At 41.4% G+C, this 21,988-nt stretch carries 17 protein-coding genes, 1 tRNA gene and 1 pseudogene; 13 read left to right on the top strand and 6 right to left on the bottom strand.

Annotation, left to right across the window (positions count from 1 at the left end):
- Positions 1 to 308: 308 nt before the first annotated feature.
- The 3 genes from tsf to BV372_RS30755 form a co-directional block, all read right to left on the bottom strand.
- Positions 309 to 1,253: a translation elongation factor Ts gene (tsf, locus tag BV372_RS30765; RefSeq protein ID WP_086690700.1), complete on the bottom strand. Its 945-nt coding sequence runs from the start codon at positions 1,251 to 1,253 to the stop codon at positions 309 to 311.
- A gap of 131 nt (positions 1,254 to 1,384) precedes the next feature.
- Positions 1,385 to 2,182 carry a 30S ribosomal protein S2 gene (gene rpsB / locus BV372_RS30760; protein WP_086690699.1) on the bottom strand — a complete coding sequence of 266 codons (798 nt, stop codon included), beginning with the start codon at positions 2,180 to 2,182 and terminating at the stop codon, positions 1,385 to 1,387.
- 164 nt (positions 2,183 to 2,346) lie between these two features.
- Positions 2,347 to 3,312 carry a glycosyltransferase family 2 protein gene (locus BV372_RS30755; protein ID WP_086690697.1) on the bottom strand — a complete coding sequence of 322 codons (966 nt, stop codon included), beginning with the start codon at positions 3,310 to 3,312 and terminating at the stop codon, positions 2,347 to 2,349.
- A gap of 323 nt (positions 3,313 to 3,635) precedes the next feature.
- Between BV372_RS30755 and BV372_RS30750 the strand changes: the two genes are divergently transcribed.
- A complete protein-coding gene (locus BV372_RS30750; RefSeq protein WP_086690695.1) occupies positions 3,636 to 5,981 on the top strand; it encodes a PhoX family phosphatase in 2,346 nt (781 codons plus the stop codon).
- A gap of 228 nt (positions 5,982 to 6,209) precedes the next feature.
- Here the strand turns inward: BV372_RS30750 and BV372_RS30745 are convergent, their stop codons facing one another.
- Positions 6,210 to 7,232 carry an anti-sigma factor antagonist gene (locus BV372_RS30745; protein WP_179198293.1) on the bottom strand — a complete coding sequence of 341 codons (1,023 nt, stop codon included), beginning with the start codon at positions 7,230 to 7,232 and terminating at the stop codon, positions 6,210 to 6,212.
- A 219-nt stretch (positions 7,233 to 7,451) separates the two neighbouring features.
- Here BV372_RS30745 and BV372_RS30740 point away from each other — a divergent pair, with 219 nt between their 5' ends.
- A complete protein-coding gene (locus BV372_RS30740; protein WP_086690693.1) occupies positions 7,452 to 8,249 on the top strand; it encodes a 7-carboxy-7-deazaguanine synthase QueE in 798 nt (265 codons plus the stop codon).
- A 220-nt stretch (positions 8,250 to 8,469) separates the two neighbouring features.
- On the opposite strand, the gene BV372_RS30735 is transcribed toward BV372_RS30740, so the two are convergent.
- Together BV372_RS30735 and BV372_RS30730 are read right to left on the bottom strand one after the other, a co-directional pair.
- Complete coding sequence (locus tag BV372_RS30735; RefSeq protein WP_086690691.1) at positions 8,470 to 9,114, bottom strand: DUF3318 domain-containing protein; 645 nt, start codon at positions 9,112 to 9,114, stop codon at positions 8,470 to 8,472.
- Between the two features lie 77 nt (positions 9,115 to 9,191).
- Positions 9,192 to 9,749, bottom strand: coding sequence for a hypothetical protein (locus tag BV372_RS30730; RefSeq protein ID WP_086690689.1), 558 nt, complete (start codon positions 9,747 to 9,749; stop codon positions 9,192 to 9,194).
- Between the two features lie 670 nt (positions 9,750 to 10,419).
- Between BV372_RS30730 and BV372_RS30725 the strand changes: the two genes are divergently transcribed.
- The 11 genes and pseudogenes from BV372_RS30725 to BV372_RS30675 all read left to right on the top strand — a co-directional run bounded on the left by BV372_RS30725 (position 10,420) and on the right by BV372_RS30675 (position 21,869).
- Complete coding sequence (locus BV372_RS30725) at positions 10,420 to 11,487, top strand: amino acid ABC transporter substrate-binding protein (RefSeq protein ID WP_086690687.1); 1,068 nt, start codon at positions 10,420 to 10,422, stop codon at positions 11,485 to 11,487.
- A gap of 191 nt (positions 11,488 to 11,678) precedes the next feature.
- Positions 11,679 to 12,602, top strand: a complete 924-nt coding sequence (locus tag BV372_RS30720) for an amino acid ABC transporter permease (protein WP_086690685.1) — start codon at positions 11,679 to 11,681, stop codon at positions 12,600 to 12,602.
- A gap of 34 nt (positions 12,603 to 12,636) precedes the next feature.
- Entirely contained in the window at positions 12,637 to 13,788 is a 1,152-nt protein-coding gene (locus BV372_RS30715) for an amino acid ABC transporter permease (protein WP_086690683.1), read from the top strand.
- A 79-nt stretch (positions 13,789 to 13,867) separates the two neighbouring features.
- On the top strand, positions 13,868 to 14,608 hold the full coding sequence (locus BV372_RS30710; RefSeq protein WP_086690681.1) for an amino acid ABC transporter ATP-binding protein: 741 nt from the start codon (positions 13,868 to 13,870) through the stop codon (positions 14,606 to 14,608).
- 88 nt (positions 14,609 to 14,696) lie between these two features.
- Positions 14,697 to 15,173: pseudogene (locus tag BV372_RS30705) on the top strand (LysR family substrate-binding domain-containing protein); the annotation flags it as partial.
- Positions 15,174 to 15,907: 734 nt separating this feature from the next.
- Entirely contained in the window at positions 15,908 to 17,179 is a 1,272-nt protein-coding gene (locus tag BV372_RS30700) for a glycosyltransferase family 4 protein (RefSeq protein WP_086690676.1), read from the top strand.
- Positions 17,180 to 18,173: 994 nt separating this feature from the next.
- Positions 18,174 to 18,635, top strand: coding sequence for a ribosome silencing factor (gene rsfS, locus BV372_RS30695; protein WP_086690674.1), 462 nt, complete (start codon positions 18,174 to 18,176; stop codon positions 18,633 to 18,635).
- Positions 18,632 to 19,132, top strand: coding sequence for a CGLD27 family protein (locus BV372_RS30690; protein WP_086690672.1), 501 nt, complete (start codon positions 18,632 to 18,634; stop codon positions 19,130 to 19,132). Before rsfS ends, BV372_RS30690 begins: the two co-directional genes overlap by 4 nt.
- Positions 19,133 to 19,252: 120 nt before the next feature.
- Positions 19,253 to 20,206 (top strand): asparaginase, encoded by a 954-nt coding sequence (locus BV372_RS30685; protein ID WP_086690670.1) that lies wholly within the window; start codon positions 19,253 to 19,255, stop codon positions 20,204 to 20,206.
- A 48-nt stretch (positions 20,207 to 20,254) separates the two neighbouring features.
- Positions 20,255 to 20,331: transfer RNA gene (locus BV372_RS30680), tRNA-Met, on the top strand.
- A gap of 92 nt (positions 20,332 to 20,423) precedes the next feature.
- Entirely contained in the window at positions 20,424 to 21,869 is a 1,446-nt protein-coding gene (locus tag BV372_RS30675) for a YcjF family protein (protein ID WP_086690668.1), read from the top strand.
- The last annotated feature ends 119 nt before the right edge of the window (positions 21,870 to 21,988 follow it).

Genomic DNA, 21,988 nt, shown 5'->3' with positions numbered 1-21,988 from the left:
AATGGTACAAATGTACGTATCTATTTTAAAATAAACATTCCTAGGATTTGCAATTTTGCGGTAAGTATAGCAAATCTCCTGCAAATAGCAGTCTAAAAGCCAGTTTCTCAGCTTTATCGCCTGCAAAGGAACTTGACTTAGCACAAATTTTAAATATCTATCTTAACTAGAGGCTCTTAATTATCTCTAATCAAGACTAATAAAATACAGGCCAGCATAGTTTGCCTGGCCTGTATTTTAATAAGTCATCTGTCTTTAATCATTTGTTCTTAGTTCTAATCACAAATGACCAATGACAAATGACAAAATTACTTAGTGCCCATTTGTGCAGCGACTTCCTCAGCAAAGTTGCTTTCTTGCTTTTCAATGCCTTCACCTAAGACATAGCGCACAAAGCGTTTGATTTTGATGTCTTGACCTAGCTTAGACTTGACTTGCTTCACTAAATCTTCCACAGAAATGCTCTGATCTCTAATGAAAGGTTGATCTAGCAAAGCAAATTCTTTCAGGCGTTTTTCAATCCGTCCCTGAACAATCTTTTCTTTGATGTTCTGGGGTTTGCTAGCTAAATCATCCCGCCCCATTTCAACTTCTGTTTCTCTAGCAGCAACTTCGGTGGGGATTTCGTCTACACTGACATACTCGACATTTGGGCAAGCAGCTACTTGCATAGCGGCGTTCCGTGCTAAACCTTGGAACTCTTCATTGCCAACTACAGCATCAGTTTCGGAGTCTATCTCAACCAAAACACCAACTCGACCGCCAGTGTGAATATAGCTGTCTACTATACCTGATTTGCCTTCTGCTAGTGAAAAATTGACAAAGCGGCGTACCTTGATATTTTCACCCAAGGTAGTAATGACTTGCTTGATGAAATCTTCTACGGTCAAGCTTTGGTCTTCAATATAGGGTTGAGTTAACAAAGACTCAACACTATCAGCTGTTACTGCTTGCTTTGCCAGATTCTTAACTAGAGCCTTAAAAGCATCGTTACGGGCAACAAAATCAGTTTGGCAGTTAACTTCTATAAGTACACCCACCTGAGAGCCAGGTTGAATGTAGGTATCTACTAGACCTTCTGCTGCAATGCGATCGCCTTTTGTACCTCCTTTAGCGATGCCCTTTTGCCGCAACCAATCTATGGCTTTTTCAAGGTCGCCATCATTTTCTTGTAGTGCTTTTTTGCAGTCCATCATGCCAGCATTGGTTTTTTGGCGTAGCTCTTGGACTTGTTTTGCAGATATTTCCGCCATGTTGCCTCAATTCCTACTTGACCTCGAGTTGTAATCGCTCACGGGTGTTGAGTATTTCTATCTTACTCAGAGCGATGAAAAGTATGAAGTGTAAAGTATGAAGGATAAAATTTCATCCTTCATGCTTTAGCCTATTCTTCGTCGTCTTCGTCGCCAGAAGCATATGAGCCAGTTAGCTCAGTTTCTTCATAATCGTAATCGTCCTCACCACCCTCGTAATCTTCATAATCTTCTTCTGCATCCAGCTGACCATGACGACCTTCATAAATCGCGTCTGCCAATTTGCCGACGATCAGCTTAATTGATCTGATGGCATCGTCATTTGCCGGGATGGGAATATCTACTACATCGGGGTCACAATTTGTATCCAACATCGATACAATCGGAATTGCCAGTTTTTGGCATTCTTGAACTGCGTTATACTCCCGCCGTTGGTCTACAATCACCACAACATCGGGCACTTTCCGCATGGTTTTAATGCCGCCCAAATATTTCTGAAGCTTCGCCATTTCACGGCGTAACATTGAGGCTTCTTTTTTCGGCAACAAGTCCAAGGCTCCGGTTTCTTCCCGGCGTTCCAAATCTTTCAGGCGGTCTACCCTAGTTTTGATAGTTGCCCAGTTGGTCAGCATTCCACCCAACCAACGCTGGTTAATATAGTGGGAACCACAGCGACTGGCTTCTTGGGCAATAATACCTGCTGCTTGGCGCTTGGTGCCGACAAACAGAAATTTTTTCCCTTGTTCAGCTTGTGTACGCATATAACTATACGCATCTTCCATCAACTGGGCAGTTTGCACCAAGTCGATGATGTGTACACCATTGCGGGAAGTATAAATGTAAGGAGACATTTTTGGGTTCCAACGCCGGGTCTGATGCCCAAAGTGAACCCCTGACTCCATCATTTGAGCCAATGAAACGACTGGCATATATTTTTTACTCCGATTCGGGTTAAACCTCCACCCAGGCGTATTTCCCAACGAGGAAACACCCGAATTCCTGGATGTGCGAGATTATTAATGAACCATACTAGGGTAGCACATTTAGACTCAGGGGTATGGGCAGCGTTGACAAATGCCCAATTATCTAACTTTTATGAATGCTGCATTTGGGCGTAGGCTTCATAAACACCCTTGACGTTATACCAATTAAGAAAAATCCGGGCAACTTCCAAAGCTAATTGAGGTTTACCTAGATTAATTAACCATTGCAAAAACGGTGCCATTGTCCGTTCATTAAGTGCGCCATTTAGGGATAGTATGCCCCAAAGCAAGCGATGTAACCAAGTCATTTGAATCATCATCCGCACTTCCCAAGTGGGATGTTTTTGATAAAACAAAACTCCCATACGTCCGCGTTGAATTTCTTTGTCAATCAAGTTAGGAATTTGTTCTAATTTAAATGCTGGATGCCAATGATAGCCTACAGCTTCCGGACATTTAATCAGTTGTAAACCTAAATTTTTGAGTCTTACACCAAGTTCTAAATCTTCCCAGCCATAAAGTTGAAAGCCAGTATCAAAAAGTCCAGCTTTCTTTAGCCAATGTTTGGGAATTGCCACATTGCCTGTAGCAAAAAAAGCTGCTGAAAAATCTGTTACTTTATAAGGTTCAGAGGTAGGATTATCAAAATTACAAGTATTAATGACTGCACCATAAGTAAAGAAGCGATCGCTCGCCAATCTTTTCTGTCCCTGCACCAGCGCATCAGCATGAGCCTGCAAAAAATTTGACAGCACTACTAAATCACTATCAATAAAAATAATTGTGTCTCCTAGTGCTTGTTCTACCCCCAAATTCCGAGCCGCGGCTGGACCGTTATGGTCTTGTTCAAACCATCGCACATGGGGAAACTCGTCTTTATGTGCTGCCAACCACTCTAAAGTCCCATCAGTAGAGCCATCATCTACCAAAACGACTTCATAACCTGTAATCGCAGTTGAATTTGCCAAATCTTGCAATTCTAAGGCTCGGAGGCACTTTTCTAAAATTGGTTGGCGATTGTAAGTCGGTATAACAACGCTGAAAAACACAGTCTCACCCACAACACTATTACCCATCTCCAGAATAGGACAACTGTGACGCTAGCCCTGTTCCTGGTCACGTAAACCGCAAATTTGTAAATGATACCAAATTACCTAGAAAGTAGGCGATGTTTTAGATATCTTCTATTAAACAATGTGTATTTTTAATTACCTAACTTGAAATTGCCAAAACTTTTTTTAATTAAAATATAACCTATTGTTAATTATTTATATGTAGGTTTGTTGCTGATTAATGAATTACTGAGCAATACCATTAATCAGCGATTCAATAATCATGACTGATTCTGAAAATATTTACCTATCACTAAATTTTTTCTGTAATTGCAGAGGAAAGTTGGATGTCTAAATTGAGTCGTAGACAAATTTTAATATTTTTTGCTGGTAGTGTAAGTGCTGCTTTATGGGGAGCGAAAAACTTCAGTACTGCTTCTAGTATTGCAGAAAAGAAAATAAAACCACTTAACTTTACACCAGTCCGGTTACCCCACCCTCTACCAATTTATCAACAACACAAGAATTTTTTACCAACGGGAATAGGAAAGGGAAAGGAATTGAATGTATCTGAGGATGTAAATTTAACTAGCTATAAAGTCGTTGATGACGTGGTAGTGCCCCCAGAATATGAACGTTATGTAATTGTGAGTTGGGGCGATCGCGTGTTTTCTAATCAAGAAGAATATGTAGGCTACAACTGTGATTACACCGCTTTCATTCCCCTAAGTAAGAATAAAGATGAAGGTTATTTATGGGTAAATCACGAATATGTGAGCTACCCTATTTCTGCGGTCGTAATAGAGGCTGCTGATGATTTAGCTGGACTACCTACCGCCTTTGAACCTGTGATTGGCTGGGCTTTACCTACTAGTAAAAATATTCAAGTTGAAGGGGAATTTTTATATAATCTGGGCGGTTCTATTATTCGGATTTCTCGCAATAAAACTAGCAAGCGTTTTGCGGTTGTTAAAGACGCTAAAAATCGCCGCATTCATGGTCTTTCAGGATTGGGAATTAATAGCCAAAGAACTGACGGCTATCAAACTGTCACTTCTTGGGGAAATCTCAGCTATCAAAAAGGCAACCAAAACTATTTAATTGCTACTGGACCGGCTGCAACTCAAGTTTTTAATCTGAGTACCGATGGATTAGGTAACAAAATCATTGGTACTGCCTACAACTGTTCTGGTGGTACAACACCTTGGGGAACTATTTTATCTGCTGAAGAAAACTTTCAAAATCAAGTTGGTGTCACAGAAGCAGTTAAAAGTGATGGTACTCAAATAGGTTACACCGATGGCAGTACTGGCAAAACTTTTGGTTTGGTTGGGGAAAAATATGGCTGGATTGTGGAAATTGACCCCACTAACCCGAAATTCCGTCCCCGTAAACACACTTGCTTAGGTCGTTACCACCATGAAAACGTCGCCATGAGGGTTGCAGCCGGAAAGAAGTTAGTCGCCTACATGGGTGATGACAGACGCGGAGGACATACCTGGAAATTTGTCAGCGCAGGTAAAGTTTCCTCGCCAAGCAGTAAAAGTAATAGCCGATTGTGGGAAGAAGGGACTTTATATGTTGCCCGTTACAACCCAGATGGTACAGGTCAATGGATACCTTTAGTTTTAACTACTGCTACTAATCCGATTGCACCAACTGTACTGTCTTCCGTGGAATTTGCGGCTTTAGGAAAAGTGCAAAAAGAAGGTCATTTACCCTTACCAAAGCGTAAAGGTATAGCCGGACAAACTGAAGATGGTGGTATTTTCAAATGCGATCGCACTAACGAAGCGAAAATACTACCTGCTTATCAGAATAAAAAATTATCTAACTTTTACACTACCCAAGGTGCGGTTCTGTCTGATGCCTTTTTAGCCGCAAACTTAATCGGGGGAACTCCCACCGCCCGTCCAGAAGATATCGAAATCCATCCGCGTACTCAAGAGGTTTTCATTGCTTATACCGATGGTGCGCCAGGAAGCGATGGTTATCCTGATTCGCGAATTTTCCACGTTGCCAAGTTAAACAATACTGCTAATGCCACGCAGCAGTCAGGGGGATTATACAAGATTATTGAAGATAGTGCCGATGGTACAGGCCTTACCTTCCGCTGGCAGAGATTAGCCCAAGGTGGAGAAGCCGATTCGGTGTCTGGGGCTGGTTTTGCCAATGTAGATAACTTAGTTTTCGACGATCGCGCTAATGTTTGGGGTGTAACAGATATGTCTACCAACACCCATAACGGTTTTAATACTGGTGCTGTTGGTAAGCAAACTACTATCAGTCACACAGCTAGTGGTAACGTTTCCGATTTGACGGGAGTTTTTGGCAATAACTGGCTGTTCTTTATCCCCACCAGTGGTACTAATGCGGGACAGGTAATACCGTTTGCTCACGGGCCAGTGCGTTGTGAAATGACTGGGCCTACTTTTGTGGGGGATACACTAATTATTTCAGTGCAGCATCCTGGTGAAGATTGCCCAATTAACGATGGTACAATGCTGAGCCGCAGTATCGAATTATTAGATTTGAATGGCACGACATTCAAACAAAATCGCACTGTACCTCGTGGTAGTAGCTGGCCCAGTAATATTTCCCCAGCTGACGGTGGTAAAGGTCAATCTACAGGTGTCCCTCGTCCGTCTGTAATTGGCATTCGTCGGAAAAGTTCGCTGGGTAGGTTTATTTAAAAATGGCAATCGGGTGGTATTTGTCAATATTCTCCTCTCCACCCTGTCATAAATTTCTAGTAACTATAATTCTCGACAGTTTAATTATCAGAGTTTGCCACTGAATGTTATACATCACATAAGTTACTAAAGAAATTGTGCGCCCCAGCGTAAATGCTGCTGAGGCGCACACATCAATTAATTTTGAAATTTACGACTTAGTGACCAATTAAAAATCAAAGTAATCGGCTAAACTGCACCACTATTTTTATGAAATAGAATGGCTATCGTTTTGAAAATTAGCTTGAAATCGTACAGTAAACTCCAATTTTTTTGATACTGCAAATCTAAGCGAATTACATCTTCAAAACTGCGTACTTTCGACCTTCCATTTACTTGCCATTCGCCAGTCATACCAGGTTTAACATCCAAGCGTTGCCATTCAGGTACTTCATAGCGTTCTACTTCATCAGGCGTAGGTGGCCTTGTACCAACTAAGCTCATATCTCCTTGAAGAACATTCCAAAATTGCGGCAATTCATCTAGACTAGTTCGCCGTAAAAAGCGCCCTACCCGCGTCACTCTAAAATCGCTCTCATTTTTGAAGAAAGCACCTTGTACTTGGTTTTGCACTTGAGATTTTTTAGCCTCTGCATCCACACACATGGAGCGAAATTTCCAAATTTCAAAACGCTTCCCCATCCAACCACAGCGGGTTTGGCTAAAGAAAATCGGGCCGGGATCATCGATTTGAATCGCAACCGCAATGGGAATTAGTAAAATGCCTGTAATTACCAAACCTATTACTGCCCCAACAATATCAAGCAACCGTTTCATCCAAGATGCCACAGAAGGATGAGTAGTAGGTAGCTGCTCAACCTTACGAGAAGAAAAGACCTGAGCATCTTGGGGATCGTGTTGTTCTTTTTGCGGTACAATACCCAATGATTCAATTGAAAAAACTTGATCCAATCCTGTGAGGTTTAGGACTGCCATTACTGGAGGATTGACATTACGTAGTATAAATAATACTTGTTTTTCCTTGGCAGTTTTAAAATTACTGACCAGAGCACCTAAACCACTGCTATCCATAAAAGTAGTTTGGTGAAAGTCAATGATTATTTGCTTGAGATGTGCATTTGCCTGGATTAACTCTTGGCAAGTTTGCTTAAAGCCTACGGCCTCAAGCACGCTTAACCGAGCCGGAACCTGCACTATTGCTGTTTCATTTAAAGAAGTAACTGGAACGACCTCTTGCGGTTGGCTAGTCATGAAGCTCTGCACTTTAGTTGCCGTGTAAATGTAAGCTGCCAAACATTATTTGTCCTCATGTAATTACCTATCCTCATCTACAATTAGGAGGAATCAGGACTAATTGTTAGTTAATTGGGAGAGATGGTAGATTGCCAGTGACGATTCACAATAGAACAAGAGGCTAAAAAACTTACTTGCTTTCGTGAAGACGCGGCGCGATCGCGTTGATATCATCCCATGACTGCTAAAACTACGGTTAAAACTACTGCACGCCTGATAGAGGTCTTTTCTGCTATTCAAGGGGAAGGACTGAATGTGGGGACACGTCAAATTTTTATTCGCTTTGCTTTTTGTGACTTACGTTGCCACTTTTGCGATAGCGCCCATACTTGGAATGCACCCTCTACCTGTAGGATAGAGCGAACCCCAGGAGTCCGGGATTTTGAAGTGCACTCCAATCCTATCCCAATAACTAGGCTATTAGAATGGGTTGAACGGCAAAATTTACCTTCTCTACACGATAGCATTAGCTTAACTGGGGGCGAACCGCTTCTTCATGCCCCATTTTTGGCGCTATTTCTACCACAAGTGCGATCGCTTACCAATTTACCCATATATTTGGAGACGGGAGGTCATCGCCCAGAACAATTGGCTATAATTCTGCCCTACCTAGACTCGGTAGGTATGGATCTCAAGCTACCTAGTGTCAGCGGTGAAAGCTATTGGCAAGAACACGCACAATGCCTGAAATTATGTCATGATTCACATTTAAATGTTTTTGTCAAGATAATTGTTTCGCAAAAAACAGACCCAGCTGAATTGGAACGTTCAGCTTTGTTGGTGGCAGCCGTTAGTCCCGATATTCCAGTGTTTTTACAACCTGTCACACCTTTGGCTGTATCTGAAAAATTAACGGCAATACCTATACTTGCCCCTTCTCCAGAACAGGTTTTGAAGTGGCAAGCTTTAATGAAGCAGTTTGTGAAGTATGTCCGTGTTGTGCCTCAAACTCATAAAATGTTAAACCAGCTTTAAACAGTAGCGAGTGCTGAGTGTAATTGACTCGGTACTCGTTACACAGCAACGGCAGTACTCTACGAGAAGCGGCCCCACAGGCGTCTACGCTCAAGTCGGGACACCCTTTGAGTAGTCGCTCATGAGGGGAACCCTCCCGCAGCGCTAGACTCACTGCCCAACGGAGTGGCTCCCCAAGACCGCGCTGCTTCTTCACCGCACGACTAGCTCCTCAGCACTGTTAGAATCCACCTTCATCTACAGTTTTAGATTTAGCTTTTGCTTTATTGGCACTGCGTTTGAGGGCAGAGAGCCGTGCTTCATATCTAGACCGCTGACGCTTGCTGGGAGTGTTATCAATCAAGGTTTTTAAGGCGCTACCCAAACTCTTGTAGGCGTTAGGGAGGCTATAACCAAAGCGAGTTGCAAGAGCGATCGCTTTATCGTCCGCATCAACCAATTCTTTTAGTTGCTTTTCTCCGTTATTTTTTTGATATAGTCGCCAGCCGGAAACGCCACAAAGTGCTAATGCTAAAACTAGTAACAATCCATCCTGTACCCACAACTCACCGACAGCACCACCTAAACCGATAGCCAGTGCTGCCATTTCCCAACCATCTTTGGGAATTGTGTCATTTTGAATGCGGGCGACTTCGTGCCAAAACAGCAGATTACGCTGATCCATTGCGAGGCTATCCCATTTCACCAGGTCAATTTGAATTTCTACCTGGTCTTTACCAATTTCTTCGCTGCGGATCAGGGGTGGATTGACCTCAGTTGTGCCTTCAACCGTGACCCAGCTCTGCAATTCTGGCGGTAGTAAGCCTTTCAACCGCCGAAGTTCACTCATTTCCGCTTTGGCAGAGGAGGTTGCATAGGATGTCATAAAATCCAGCCCTAGAAAAATTCAGTATATAGTGAGGGTATCACTTTGGAGTATAGCTATTTCAGTGATAATCCGCCTCACTCGTTGGGAAAACTTCCCCGCTTTTTCCTGGCTTCCATTGCCTTTTCTAGGATTTCTAGTAATCCAGGAGCCTCTTCTTGAATACTCAGTAACAGCCTTTCCCCAAGTTCTATATTCCCTGGATCTAGACCTGTTTCCATTACCTCTTTCAAGCGTGGCATCGCTATGTTGTCAACAATCTGAATTAACCCGCTTAAACAACGATTAAATTGTTTTTCTGTGAGAATCGAGTCTTCTAAGGGAAACTCGATAATGGCACGGATTTCACCATCAGATGGGTCATACTCCCATTGCAGCATTTTGGTTTCCCAAGAAATAGCCAGCATTGTCTGTAGGATAGCTCCCTTATGAGGATGCTCTTGAACTCCTGCCAGAACCTGAGGAGCAAATACGCGGAAAAATTTTCCCTCCTCATCCAATTGAACAACTATCAGGAAGTCTTCTAGGTTATCAGCTTCCACACCTGTGATAATACGTTCTTCTTCGTCATCAAAACGATATTCCCAACCAAGGTTGTCTAAGTATTTAGCAATCTGTTTCAGATTAGCTCCCATAAAAGCCTCATAAGGAACGGTGGAGCAGCTGTTACCCAACCTAGTTTAACCTGCTAGTGGCAGATGCTTAGGTTAGTGCAATTACTTTTGCTTTCATTCAAGTATGCGATCAAGCTCTCGTTTATTAGCCAAGCCAGTAACGTTGCGTGGAATTCAAAATTTCTTAGAGTGAGAAAACTGTGGTTGGGATATCTACAAAAAAACCATCTTTTTAGCTGTCAGGCTGGGTTTCATAGCACTGCAATAATTTGATTTTAGATTTAATTAGATTTCTTGAATTTAGTTAAAAATTCGCAATAGTTCATATTAAATTTTAGAAAAAATATGAAGTTTTAACGATGCACATATCAATATTTGCTAACAATTTAATTATAAATTATATTGATAATGATAAATATTTATTTGGTGTAAGTTATTTCAAAAATTAAATTTAAGAAAATTATAGCAATTACAAAGCAACCAATATTTGTTTTTCAAATAAGGGTTTTAAAGCTACACATTGATATATTTGAAGCAGTTTGAAAAACAAGTAAAATCTTCAAATCCTACTTTTAGAAAAACAACTTCAACACAGATGCCCAAAAAGTTTTATATTACAATCATCTACCTAATTTCACAGAGAAATTGTAGTAGGAAACACATATTTACCTGGTGAAAGTCCATAAGATTTATGCGGAAATCAGCGTTAATTTTAGCGATCGCGCCCCTCATATTTGCCATTACTGCTTGTAGTGGAGAGTCCGGAAATACCGCTAACACATCCAGCACTTCAGCAACACAAGTAATTAAAAATCGTTGGGATACAGTAAAAAACCGTGGTCAGCTAATTTGCGGTGTCAGTGGTGAAGTGCCAGGATTTAGCTTTGTCGGGACTGACGGTAAATACAGTGGAATCGACGTTGATATCTGTCGGGCCATAGCAGCAGCTTTATTTGACAACCCAGATGCAGTAGAGTATCGCAATCTCAATTCCAAAGAACGATTTACAGCTTTGCAAACTGGGGAAGTAGATATTCTCAGCCGTAACACTACATGGACGCTTAGCCGCACAACCTCTGTTGGCTTAGAATTTGCGCCTGTTGTTTTTTATGACGGTCAAGCAATTATGGTTCGCAAAAATAGTAATATCAAAGCCCTAGCAGATCTTAAAGGCAAGGCCATTTGCGTTCAAACTGGTACTACTACCGAGCAGAACTTGGCAGACCAAATGCGGAAACGGGGTATTACTTACAAACCTGTTGTTTTTGAGGACGTTAACATTACCTTTGCTACTTATGCTGAGGGACGTTGCGACGGTATTACAGCTGATCGTTCAGCATTAGTTTCTCGGCGCTCAATTCTACCCAAACCAGAAGATAACGTGATTCTTGATGAAGTCATTTCTTCAGAACCACTAGCGCCAGCAGTCGCCAAAGGAGATACTAAGTGGGCTGATGCTGTCAAGTGGGTAGTGTATTCTCTCGTAAAAGCCGAAGAGTTAGGCATTAATTCCCAAAATGTGGCACAATTCGCTACTAGTAATGACCCAGATATTAAACGATTTTTAGGAACAGAAGGCAACCTTGGTGAGAGCCTTGGTTTAACTAACGACTTTGCAGCCAGAATAGTCAAGCACGTCGGTAACTATAGCGAGGTTTACGATCGCAATCTTGGAGCAAAGACAAAACTCAATCTAGCGCGCGGTCAAAATCAACTTTGGTCAAAAGGCGGATTACTCTATTCTCCACCGTTCCGCTGATGAGAGATAAGGAAGATAAACAGACGCAGGGTCGCGGAGAAATGACTCTTGACTGTTGACTTTTGACCCTTGACAAATGACAAAGCGCAAAGTCGAGCCAGTGCGTTCCTGTCGCCTTGCGTCGGAAAGCAACTGGCGTCGGAGCGCCGGCTTCTGGCGAGCAGAACTTTGTAAGAAAGCACAAATGACTAATGACTAATCTAAAATTGTTGTGGCGCGATCGCCGTTTTTGGCGTATTGCAGGACAATTGATAGCTGTATTTTTAGCAGCAGTTCTAGTCACAATACTATGGAGCAATCTTAATCGCAATCTACAGCAACTAGGTATTCAGTTCGGCTTTGATTTTCTTAAACAACAAGCATCTTTCGATATTGGTGAAACTCTAATTACCTACAAACCAACTGATACCTACAGCCGCGCCTTGTGGGTAGGACTAATTAATTCATTGCGAGTAGCAATTGCGGGAATTCTCCTCACAACAATTGTAGGAGTAAGTGCAGGAATTGCTCGGCTCTCTGATAACTGGCTAGTACGGAATATTGCCCTAGTTTACGTGGAAATTTTCCGTAATACACCTTTACTGCTGCAATTGCTGTTTTGGTACTTTGCGGTTTTCCTCGGATTTCCCAAGACAGAAAATAAAATTTCACTTTGGGGGTTGATTTACCTGAGCCAAAATGGTGCAGAACTTCCTTGGTTTACATTATCTCCAGAATTTTCAGCTTTATTGTTGGGTTTAACTTTTTATACAGGTGCATTTATTGCTGAAATTGTCCGAGGCGGAATTCAATCAGTACCAAAAGGACAATGGGAAGCAGCGCGATCGCTAGGCTTAAAACCTAGTTTAGTAATGCGTCTCGTGATATTTCCCCAAGCATTGCGGGTAATCATTCCGCCTCTGACGAGTCAATATCTCAATCTGATGAAAAATTCCAGTTTAGCGATCGCCATTGGCTATCCCGATATTTATTTTGTCTCTTCCACAACTTTTAACCAAACAGGGAGAGCAGTAGAGGTTATGTTACTCATTATGCTCACTTATCTCACACTCAGTTTGACAATCTCTGTAGTAATGAATTTGTTAAATCGAATGGTGCAGATTCAAGAGAGATAAATATAAAACAAGAGTAACAAATAACAAATGACCAATGACCAATCCTCAATTATTGTGGCTGCGCAAAAATCTGTTCAGTACTTGGTACAACAGCTTGCTTACTATTGTCTGCTTAGTATTTCTGTTATGGGTAGCCAGAGGAATTTTAATTTGGACAACTACCCAAGCACAATGGGCAGTAATTCAAGTTAACTTACGTTTATTCTTAGTAGGAAGATTTCCCCAATCCTTATATTGGAGAGTTTGGATTGTGCTGGCGATCGCTTCTAGTTTAGCTGCTGTAACTTGGGGTGCATTTTCTAGCAGACAACATTTAACAAAGCGTGCAGTTGTTCTGCCTACTTTAATTATTGGGCTTCTGTTAGTTGTTTTACCATTAAATTTTCTATCCCGTCTCTGGTTACTTTTAGTTGCTGTTTTTTTATCTGTAGGATTTTGGATTGGTAGAGGATTCTCTAAAGTAATTTCTCCCTGGCTTTCTATAGTATGGCTTTTATCTTTCCCTGTAATTCTATGGTTAATTGGCGGTGGTTTTGGCTTACAACCTGTATCTACAAATTTGTGGAATGGTTTGCTACTTACACTGTTGATGGCAGCAGTTAGTATTGTTATGTCCTTTCCAATTGGAGTTTTACTAGCTTTAGGGCGCACTAGCAACTTACCAATAATACGTTGGTTTTGTATCCTCTACATTGAAATCATCAGAGGACTTCCCCTGATTGGAATTTTGTTCCTTGCACAGGTCATGCTGCCATTATTTTTACCAGTTGAGGTACGTTTAGATCGGGTAGTGCGAGCAATTACAGGACTTGTTTTATTTAGTGCTGCTTACATGGCAGAAAATGTACGTGGCGGACTCCAGGCTATTTCACGTGGACAAATTGAAGCTGCTAAAGCGCTAGGATTTAATTCTCTATTCGTTGTTATATTAATTGTCCTACCACAAGCTTTACGGGCTGTAGTTCCGGCAATTGTAGGCCAGTTTATTGGCTTATTTAAAGATACATCACTTCTATCTTTGGTAGGATTAGTCGAACTTACCGGAATTGCTCGTTCTATTTTGGCCCAACCGCAATTTATTGGACGTTATGCAGAAGTTTATTTATTTATTGGATTGATTTACTGGCTATTTTGTTATTCAATGTCCTTGGCTTCGCGGCGGTTAGAAAGACAGTTAAGTAATTAAAATTTAAAACTCGATCATAAAAGTATGAATTAGCCTCAGACAGAAGCACAAACAACAAAAGTTGAAAAGGTGAAATCTCATGTCAGAACAAACTCCGATAATTGTTGCTGAGGATGTTCATAAATGGTATGGTAAATTCCACGCTCTCCAAGGTGTGAGCCTGACAGTAAATCGTGGCGAAGTAGTGGTATTGATGGGTCCCTCTGGTTCGGGAAAATCAACCTTCATCCGTACATTTAATGCTTTAGAAGAATATCAAAAAGGCAGAATTGTTATAGACGGTATTACCCTGAGCAATGATTTGCGAAATATTGACGCAATTCGCAAAGAAGTGGGTATGGTATTTCAACAGTTTAATTTATTTCCCCATCTCACAGTACTGCAAAATATTACTTTGGCACCAATTTGGGTGCGTCGATGGAAGAAGGATAAAGCTAAAGAATCAGCAATGCAATTGTTAGAAAGAGTAGGAATTTTAGAACAAGCACACAAATATCCGGGACAGTTATCTGGAGGACAGCAACAACGGGTGGCGATCGCTCGTGCTTTAGCGATGCAACCTAAAATTATGCTTTTTGATGAACCCACCTCAGCTTTAGATCCGGAGATGGTTAGAGAAGTTTTGGATGTCATGCGAGGTCTTGCCCGCGATGGTATGACAATGGTAGTTGTGACCCATGAGGTGGGATTTGCCCGTGAAGTTGCTGACAGAGTAATTCTGATGGATAGCGGTTCTCTCGTTGAGTCAGGGACGCCAAACTCTTTTTTCAATCAACCCCAAGAAGAACGAACCCGCAAGTTTTTATCGCAAATTCTCTAAAAAACTGTCTACTTCTTAGAAAATTAATAGCTAAATTCAGTTTAATTAATTTTGATTATAACGCTATTTTTATAGATATAGCTATAGTATTAACGCTGCTCATCCACCTTTAGAAGACAAATCTCTCTCTCAAGAGTGCATTCAGCAAGAAGCCTTAATTGTGGCTTTGCTGGAGACTCATCCCCTAGCTCAACAAGAATCAGTAGCAGTGCGATCGCTAGCTGATGAGTTTTTTATCATGTTCCCGCGCCATTTGGGGCTAGGACTTTATGACCAAATTCTCAGTGTTTGCCTGCGAGCAAATTTCAGCCCTAATGTCACTCAACAAGCTAACCAGATGCAGACAATTATTGGGTTGGTATCAGCGGGAATGGGAATTGCGATCGTACCATCCTCTTTGCAAAATCTTCAAAGGGGCGGGGTGGTTTATTGCTTGTTAGACGAACAAACACCATTAGTAGAAACTTCTGTAGTATGGCAGCAAGAAAATATCATGCCAGCCCTCAGGAAGTTTTTGCAAGCTGTAAGTACTATATGTGGTCAATCTATTAAAAAATTAATCTAATAAAATCTGCGCCTTAATGGAGATTAGCTAAGTAAATCATTAACAATTCAGCACGAGAAATTTATATTTATTCACTTTCTAGACGGTATATTGATAGTCTATACAATTTGACAATATTCAAATAAATAGCTATAGAGTTCTACACAGTTAAGTTTATATTACTGAGATCTAGAATTATTAGTGAGTTTTCTAGCATTTAAACTTTCAACTCACTCTTTTAGGATGTTCTTCAATTTAGCAAGCTATTATAAAAAATTTGCCTTAATAAAATTTTAATAGTGCATCTAAGTTTTCAACATATATTCACCTAATATATACAGTGTATATTATGTAGTATTTTGCATGATCTTAGGCGTATAATTGCTATATACTTACCTCTTATCCGCCAGCTGCAATTTTGAGCGTACTATAACTAAAAGTTCCTAGCCAGTATACTTTTTGGAACTTTCTATAAAGTTAATTTGATTCTTATTTAAAGTATTCTTAACCAAGAATAAGAGAGATTATACTTAAGTGATATTACTCTGTAGAGTAAACAGAAATGAATCTCTTAGTAAAAACCAAATTAAGTATCATCTACGCATACATAGTCAAGTTTTACTCAATCTTTAATGAAAAGTTACTGACATAAAAAGAGTCTACAGTGAGAATTAATTAAGGGTGCTTCAGAACGTCAAAAAACTTGGGAAAAATATTGTTTTTGAATAAAAGCCAGATAATCTGACTAATTTGTTATGCAGATTTTGATTTACTCCTACAACTACTATCCAGAGCCAATTGGTATTGCCCCGCTGATGACGGAATTAGCAGAGGGACTGGTTAAGCGAGGACATCAGGTGCGTGTAGTCACGGCTATGCCGAACTATCCTGAACGTCAAATTTACCAAAGCTATCGGGGCAAGCTATATCTCACCGAATACAAAAATGGAGTTCAAATTCAACGCAGTTATGTTTGGATTCGCCCACAACCAAACCTGCTTGATCGGATATTGTTAGATGCTAGTTTCGTAGTCACCAGTTTTTTGCCTGCAATCATAGGCTGGCGACCAGATGTGATTATTTCAACATCACCATCTCTACCTGTTTGCGTCCCGGCTGCCCTTTTAGGATGGTTGCGTAACTGTCCTGTGATTTTAAACCTTCAAGATATTTTACCGGAAGCAGCTATTCATGTAGGGTTATTGAAAAATAAATTTCTCATCAAGCTCTTTACTAAATTAGAGAAGTTTGCTTATCAAAGTGCTACTACAATTAGTGTTATTGCTGATGGATTTGTAGAGAATTTGCTAAGAAAAGGTGTACCATCTCACAAAATTGTGCAAATTCCTAACTGGGTTGATGTGAATTTTATTCGCCCTTTGCCTAAAGAAGATAACCAATTTCGTGAAATACACAATCTCAAAGATAAATTTGTAGTTTTATACTCAGGAAATATTGCTTTAACGCAAGGGTTAGAAACAGTCATTAAAGCTGCTGCTATGTTACGCCATATTCCAGACATTGTTTTTGCGATCGCTGGTGAGGCTAAAGGTTTGCAGAGATTGCAACAGGAGTGTCTTAATTACGGTGCAGATAATGTTTTGTTGCTACCATTTCAACCCCGAGAACATTTGCCACAGATGTTAGCAGCTGCGGATGTTGGTTTAGTTGTGCAAAAGAAAAATGTTGTATCCTTCAATATGCCCTCAAAAATACAAGTACTACTTGCCAGTGGGCGAGCATTGATTGCATCTGTTCCTGACAATGGTACGGCAGCAGGAGCTATTAGACAAAGTGGTGGCGGATTTGTTGTTCCTCCCGAAGATCCCCAGACTTTAGCAAATGCGATTCTAGACTTGTACCAAAATCCGGAAAAAGTCAAAAATCTAGGTTATAAAAGTCGCCAATATGCTGTTGAACAATATGCATTTGAGCAAGCTTTAAATCAGTACGAAAACTTGTGTTACTCCTTAACGGAGGATGCTCAAGTAATTAAATCCGCAACTATCTCGAAACAGGAAGTTTAATATAGCATTGCGAGTCTCAGTTCCTGTCTAAGCATTAGCAGGCAGGGCTATTTCCCTATGTATAAGTTTTAGCAAGCAATTTGAATAAATTACTATAACTTACTATTAACTATACCCAAGATAGGCCAGGTATGAGTTAGCTATGCTTTGTATTTATTTGCAGATAAGACCTAAATATAAAACTAGTAAGCTAATGCGCCTTTAAGTTGCATAATTCTTAGCCTCAAAAAGTTGCGGGGAAGCGGAGAACGGGAGACACGGCGAGGCAGCCGCAGTCTTGGATGCCACTTGCTTCAAGCCGGGGAACCCGTCCAACGCTGTAGCTCCGCTTTCCGTCGGTTGCGTTAGCGCAGCGGTAGCGACGCAGGAGCGTCACCCGAAGGGCTTTGCCAACTTGAAGGAACTGCCGAAAGGGTTCCCCAGCATGTAGACGCCAAAGGGCAACTTCCCGCAGGGTAGTAAGTGGCGTTGGGCATTGGCCACCTACCTTAAGCTTTAAGTGTAAGGACTTTTTTCAAATATCAAACCTAATTCTCAGACAGCATTTTAATAATAAAAATAATACCTTTGGATGATAAAATATACAGCTTTGGGTTCACTGGAAAATATTTCTTAAGATGTATTGTAAATTTGTAATTATTCATAGCTAATAGTTGCTGCTAGAAACTTGTTACTTGATTGATTTGCGTACCATATCCACCGATAATTAGTTTTTGCTTGCAGAGTAAGCTTGATTAGCAACAAACCATCTTTGGTCTAAGCAGGAGTCAAGCAAGACATTTAGCCCATATACTTTTACTACTCTGCTTGGCTGTTATCAAAGTTTCTAACCCAATGAGCTAATTTAGCTGGGTCTGCTTGATTGCTGAGTTCCAAATCCAAACAGACGTTTTTTTTGTTAGTATGCAAAAAAACAGTTTAAACAGCTACAACTTAATTGGTTGTTAGGAATTGTGAAAAAATGTAACGAAAGGCATAAAGCACCTGAGGTTTAATGTCTGATTATTTCCAAGGAGATTTCCCAATACAATCTGTATCGATGAAAAAGAGTGCGGCCACAAGCCCACAACCCCACACCGAAGAAGCGAGTAGAAAATTAGCGATAACTGTTGCCGAGGCAGCATCAGACCGCAAAGCAGGAGAGATTTTATTGCTCAGAGTGGCAGATGTATCTTACCTAGCAGATTACTTTGTGATGATGACTGGCTATTCTAGGGTACAAGTAAGGGCGATCGCAGAAGCAATTGAAGAAAAAGTAGGAACTGAACTGCAACGACATCCCTTGCGGACAGCAGGTAAAGCAGAAGGTAGTTGGGTGTTACAAGACTACGGCGAAGTGATTGTCCACATCATGATGCCCAAGGAGCGGGAGTTTTATAATTTAGAAGCGTTCTGGTCTCATGCAGAACGTCTAGAACTTCCAACATCCGATGACCGTGAGGGTAAGCCAAAATGATCAAATCCTCGGTTTTCAATTGCCCAGTTCCGACTGAACAACAACCACTCAATGAGTACGAAGAATTAAAAACATCTTGGCTATTTCGTGATTGTGCTCTAACTTGGCGCGAGCATATCACGAAAATGCTGTGGATTTGGAGCTTATCGTGGGTGGTGGCTGGTCCAGTAGCAGCAGCCAGTTTTCCACCACATAAGCACATTGCCCAATTTATTCTTTGTGGCGCAGCAAGCGCGAGTATTGGAGTAGTACTTCTACTAGTACGATTGTACTTGGGCTGGTTCTATGTGAGCGATCGCCTGTTCAGCCCAACAGTATTTTATGAAGAGTCTGGTTGGTATGACGGTCAAACTTGGACAAAACCAGAGGAAGTCCTAAACCGCGATCGCTTAATTGCCACATATGAAATCAAACCTATTCTCCGGCGCTTGCAACTGACCTTTGCTGGCTTGGCAGGATTGTTTCTTGCTGGTAGTATAGTTTGGCATTTGTTGTAAATATTCATTGGTCATTGGTCATTCGTCATTGGTCATCAGTCTTAGACAAATGACAAAGGACAAATAACTAATGACAAACAAATAATAAAAAAATAGTAAAAAAGTGATAGATTTTAACCCATGACAATGGGAAAACGAACTCAAGCCGCAGCCTTGGAAGTCAGGTTGCTACGGGAAGGCATTATTGAATCGAGGCATATAGTCCAAGCTGTTGTCTGCGACGAACGGGGGCGGGTTTTATCCGTTGCCGGTAATGCTGAAACTGCTGCATTTGTCCGTTCAGCACTTAAACCATTTCAGGCTCTCGCAGTCACATCCACAGGTACGCTAGAACGTTACGACCTCAGCGATCGGGATTTAGCAATCATTACTAGTTCCCATAAAGCCAGCATAGAGCAGGTAAGACAGGTATTTAATATCCTGTGGCGGGCTGATCTTGATCCAAGCACGCTCCAATGCCCAATTCCTGAAGGGAAACGGAGTCCTCTAGAATACAATTGCTCTGGTAAACATGCAGGAATGTTAGCCGTTTGTCAGCAACGCCACTGGCCTTTGACTAACTACTTAGAACGCAAACACCCAGTGCAACAGTTAATTCTCAGCAAGGTAGCAGAGTTGCTGCGAATGCCATCTGAAGAATTTATCGGCGTTCATGACGACTGTGGCGCACCAACTTATCTGATGCAAATTGGTCAGATGGCTTCTCTATATGCTTTGCTAGCCTCTGGTAAGACTTTGGATATGGAACGCATTGTCCGTGCTATGACTCATCACCCCACAATGGTAGCTGGAGATGGGGAATTTGATACGGAACTGATGCGCTTAACCCCAGGGGAATTAGTTAGTAAAGCTGGTGCAGAAGGGGTGCAGTGCATTGGCAGACTTGGGGAAGGCATGGGTTTGGCAATTAAAGTCATAGATGGGGCAAAGCGAGCAAAATACGCAGTTGCTATTCACTTACTTCAGCAGATGGGCTGGATTACTCCCAGCGTGGCAGAAAGCCTAGCTGAAAAGTTTATGATTTTGGGAAAATACAAGCGTTTAGAAGTAATTGGAGAATTATCGCTTTTGTAGTTGCAAAATTTTGGACTTTGCTGTTATACTGTAAAAGTGAAGAAGCGACGCGGGATAGAGCAGCCTGGTAGCTCGTCGGGCTCATAACCCGAAGGTCAGTGGTTCAAATCCACTTCCCGCCACCAACTAGAAGTTAAAACAAATCCCTGCAATCTGTAAAGGTTGCAGGGATTTGTTTTATTCTGGAGTAGAAGCCGTCAAAAAAGCGCGGAGAGTAATGGTTGTGAAGTTGCAACGACCAATTTTAGTGGGAGGATTGGGGCTATCCTTTTCTCTGTGGATGTTAGACAGTTGGCACGAATCCATAGTGCAAGTCAGTGAGTTTGGTTTATTGAGTGCCTTGGCAGTAGGTGGTGGATTGTGGTTATTCCAGAAAAAACGCTCGAAAGCTAGTCTAAAGCAGCCAGATACTATGCTTGTAGAGCGGGCAGATGTGGAAAGTGCGATCGCCAAAGCTGAAGCTGTAATTAACCAACTGGCACAAGAAGCAGAAAATCATACAGCCCTAGGGAATTTACGAGAACAAGTTACCCAATTACTTTTAGAAATAGATAGGCAAGAAATTAAACTAGCTGTTACTGGTGGCAAATCAGTAGGTAAAACCACTTTGATTGAAGTTTTAAAGTCTAGCTGGCAGGAAGAAGTACAGCAAAAAATCAGCTTCCACGAGACAGCGCCTTTATTTATCAAAGCTGGTGACAAGTTAGATATAGATGTTTTGGTAGAAGTACAAAAATCTGATTTCGTCTTGTTCCTCACCAACGGGGATTTGACAGATTCAGAATTTCAAACTTTACAGCAGCTAAAAGCCGCGAATCAGCCTAATATACTGGTTTTCAACAAACAAGACCAGTATTTACCTGATGAACGCGCTAGCATCTTGCTGTCATTGAAACAACGGATGCAGGAAAATTTAGTTGCAACATCCGCGTCTCCCATTCCCATCAAAGTACGGAAACACGAGGCTGACGGTACTGTACAAGAATGGTTGGAACAACCAGCACCAGATATCCAGCCTTTGAAACAGCAACTGAGTGAAATTTTAGCCCAGCAATCACAGAAGTTAGTGTGGGCAACAACGATCAGAAAAGCTAAGTTGCTGAAAGCTGAGGCGAAAAACTGGTTAAATGACATCAGACGCGATCGCGCTACCCCAGCTATAGAACAGTATCAGTGGATTGCGGCGGCGGCGGCCTTTGCTAACCCAGTCCCAGCACTTGATGTTTTAGCAACTGCGGCTATAAATGCCCAAATGGTAATGGATTTAGGTAATATCTATCAGCAGAAATTTTCCTTGGAACAGGCGCAAACCCTAGCTGGAACAATGGGAAGTTTAATGCTGAAACTGGGTTTAGTAGAACTTTCTACAAAAGCTGTTAGTACCGTTCTCAAAAGTAACGCCGTCACCTTTGTTGCTGGTGGCGTGGTACAGGGAGTAAGTGCAGCTTATCTCACCAGAGTAGCTGGGTTAAGTTTAGTAGAGTATTTCCAACAGCAGGAAATAGCTATAGATTCTGGAAATGCCTTAAATTTGGAAAAGTTGCGGCAAACTTTACAAAATGTGTTTCAACAAAATCAGCAGATGGCTTCTCTGCAAGGTTTTGTTAAGCAAGGTGTAAAGCGTTTGTTACCAGAAGTTGTTGTTGAAAAGGCTGTAGGATAATTTCGCGCAAAGACGCAAAGTTATTCTTAGCGTCTTTGCGTGCAAATAATTTTAATAAATAACGTCAGTTCGGGTTAAGGAGGTTTATTAAACGTTAAATACCTGAAACAGCGCAAGCA

The sequence above is a fragment of the Nostoc sp. T09 genome, assembly GCF_002154695.1.
In the GTDB taxonomy this organism is placed as follows: domain Bacteria; phylum Cyanobacteriota; class Cyanobacteriia; order Cyanobacteriales; family Nostocaceae; genus Aulosira.
This window is presented reverse-complemented; position numbering and strand designations above follow the sequence as displayed.

Coding starts and splice junctions, on each gene's coding strand:
- BV372_RS30715 (WP_086690683.1), top strand. CDS start 12,637: ATGACCAATCCTCAATTATTGTGGCTGCGCAAAAATCTGTTCAGTACT.
- BV372_RS30740 (WP_086690693.1), top strand. CDS start 7,452: ATGACTGCTAAAACTACGGTTAAAACTACTGCACGCCTGATAGAGGTC.
- BV372_RS30690 (WP_086690672.1), top strand. CDS start 18,632: ATGATCAAATCCTCGGTTTTCAATTGCCCAGTTCCGACTGAACAACAA.
- BV372_RS30700 (WP_086690676.1), top strand. CDS start 15,908: ATGCAGATTTTGATTTACTCCTACAACTACTATCCAGAGCCAATTGGT.
- tsf (WP_086690700.1), bottom strand. CDS start 1,253: ATGGCGGAAATATCTGCAAAACAAGTCCAAGAGCTACGCCAAAAAACC.
- BV372_RS30720 (WP_086690685.1), top strand. CDS start 11,679: ATGACTAATCTAAAATTGTTGTGGCGCGATCGCCGTTTTTGGCGTATT.
- BV372_RS30710 (WP_086690681.1), top strand. CDS start 13,868: ATGTCAGAACAAACTCCGATAATTGTTGCTGAGGATGTTCATAAATGG.
- BV372_RS30725 (WP_086690687.1), top strand. CDS start 10,420: ATGCGGAAATCAGCGTTAATTTTAGCGATCGCGCCCCTCATATTTGCC.
- BV372_RS30750 (WP_086690695.1), top strand. CDS start 3,636: ATGTCTAAATTGAGTCGTAGACAAATTTTAATATTTTTTGCTGGTAGT.
- BV372_RS30730 (WP_086690689.1), bottom strand. CDS start 9,749: ATGGGAGCTAATCTGAAACAGATTGCTAAATACTTAGACAACCTTGGT.
- rpsB (WP_086690699.1), bottom strand. CDS start 2,182: ATGCCAGTCGTTTCATTGGCTCAAATGATGGAGTCAGGGGTTCACTTT.
- BV372_RS30685 (WP_086690670.1), top strand. CDS start 19,253: ATGACAATGGGAAAACGAACTCAAGCCGCAGCCTTGGAAGTCAGGTTG.
- BV372_RS30735 (WP_086690691.1), bottom strand. CDS start 9,114: ATGACATCCTATGCAACCTCCTCTGCCAAAGCGGAAATGAGTGAACTT.
- BV372_RS30745 (WP_179198293.1), bottom strand. CDS start 7,232: ATGACTAGCCAACCGCAAGAGGTCGTTCCAGTTACTTCTTTAAATGAA.
- BV372_RS30675 (WP_086690668.1), top strand. CDS start 20,424: ATGGTTGTGAAGTTGCAACGACCAATTTTAGTGGGAGGATTGGGGCTA.
- rsfS (WP_086690674.1), top strand. CDS start 18,174: ATGTCTGATTATTTCCAAGGAGATTTCCCAATACAATCTGTATCGATG.
- BV372_RS30755 (WP_086690697.1), bottom strand. CDS start 3,312: ATGGGTAATAGTGTTGTGGGTGAGACTGTGTTTTTCAGCGTTGTTATA.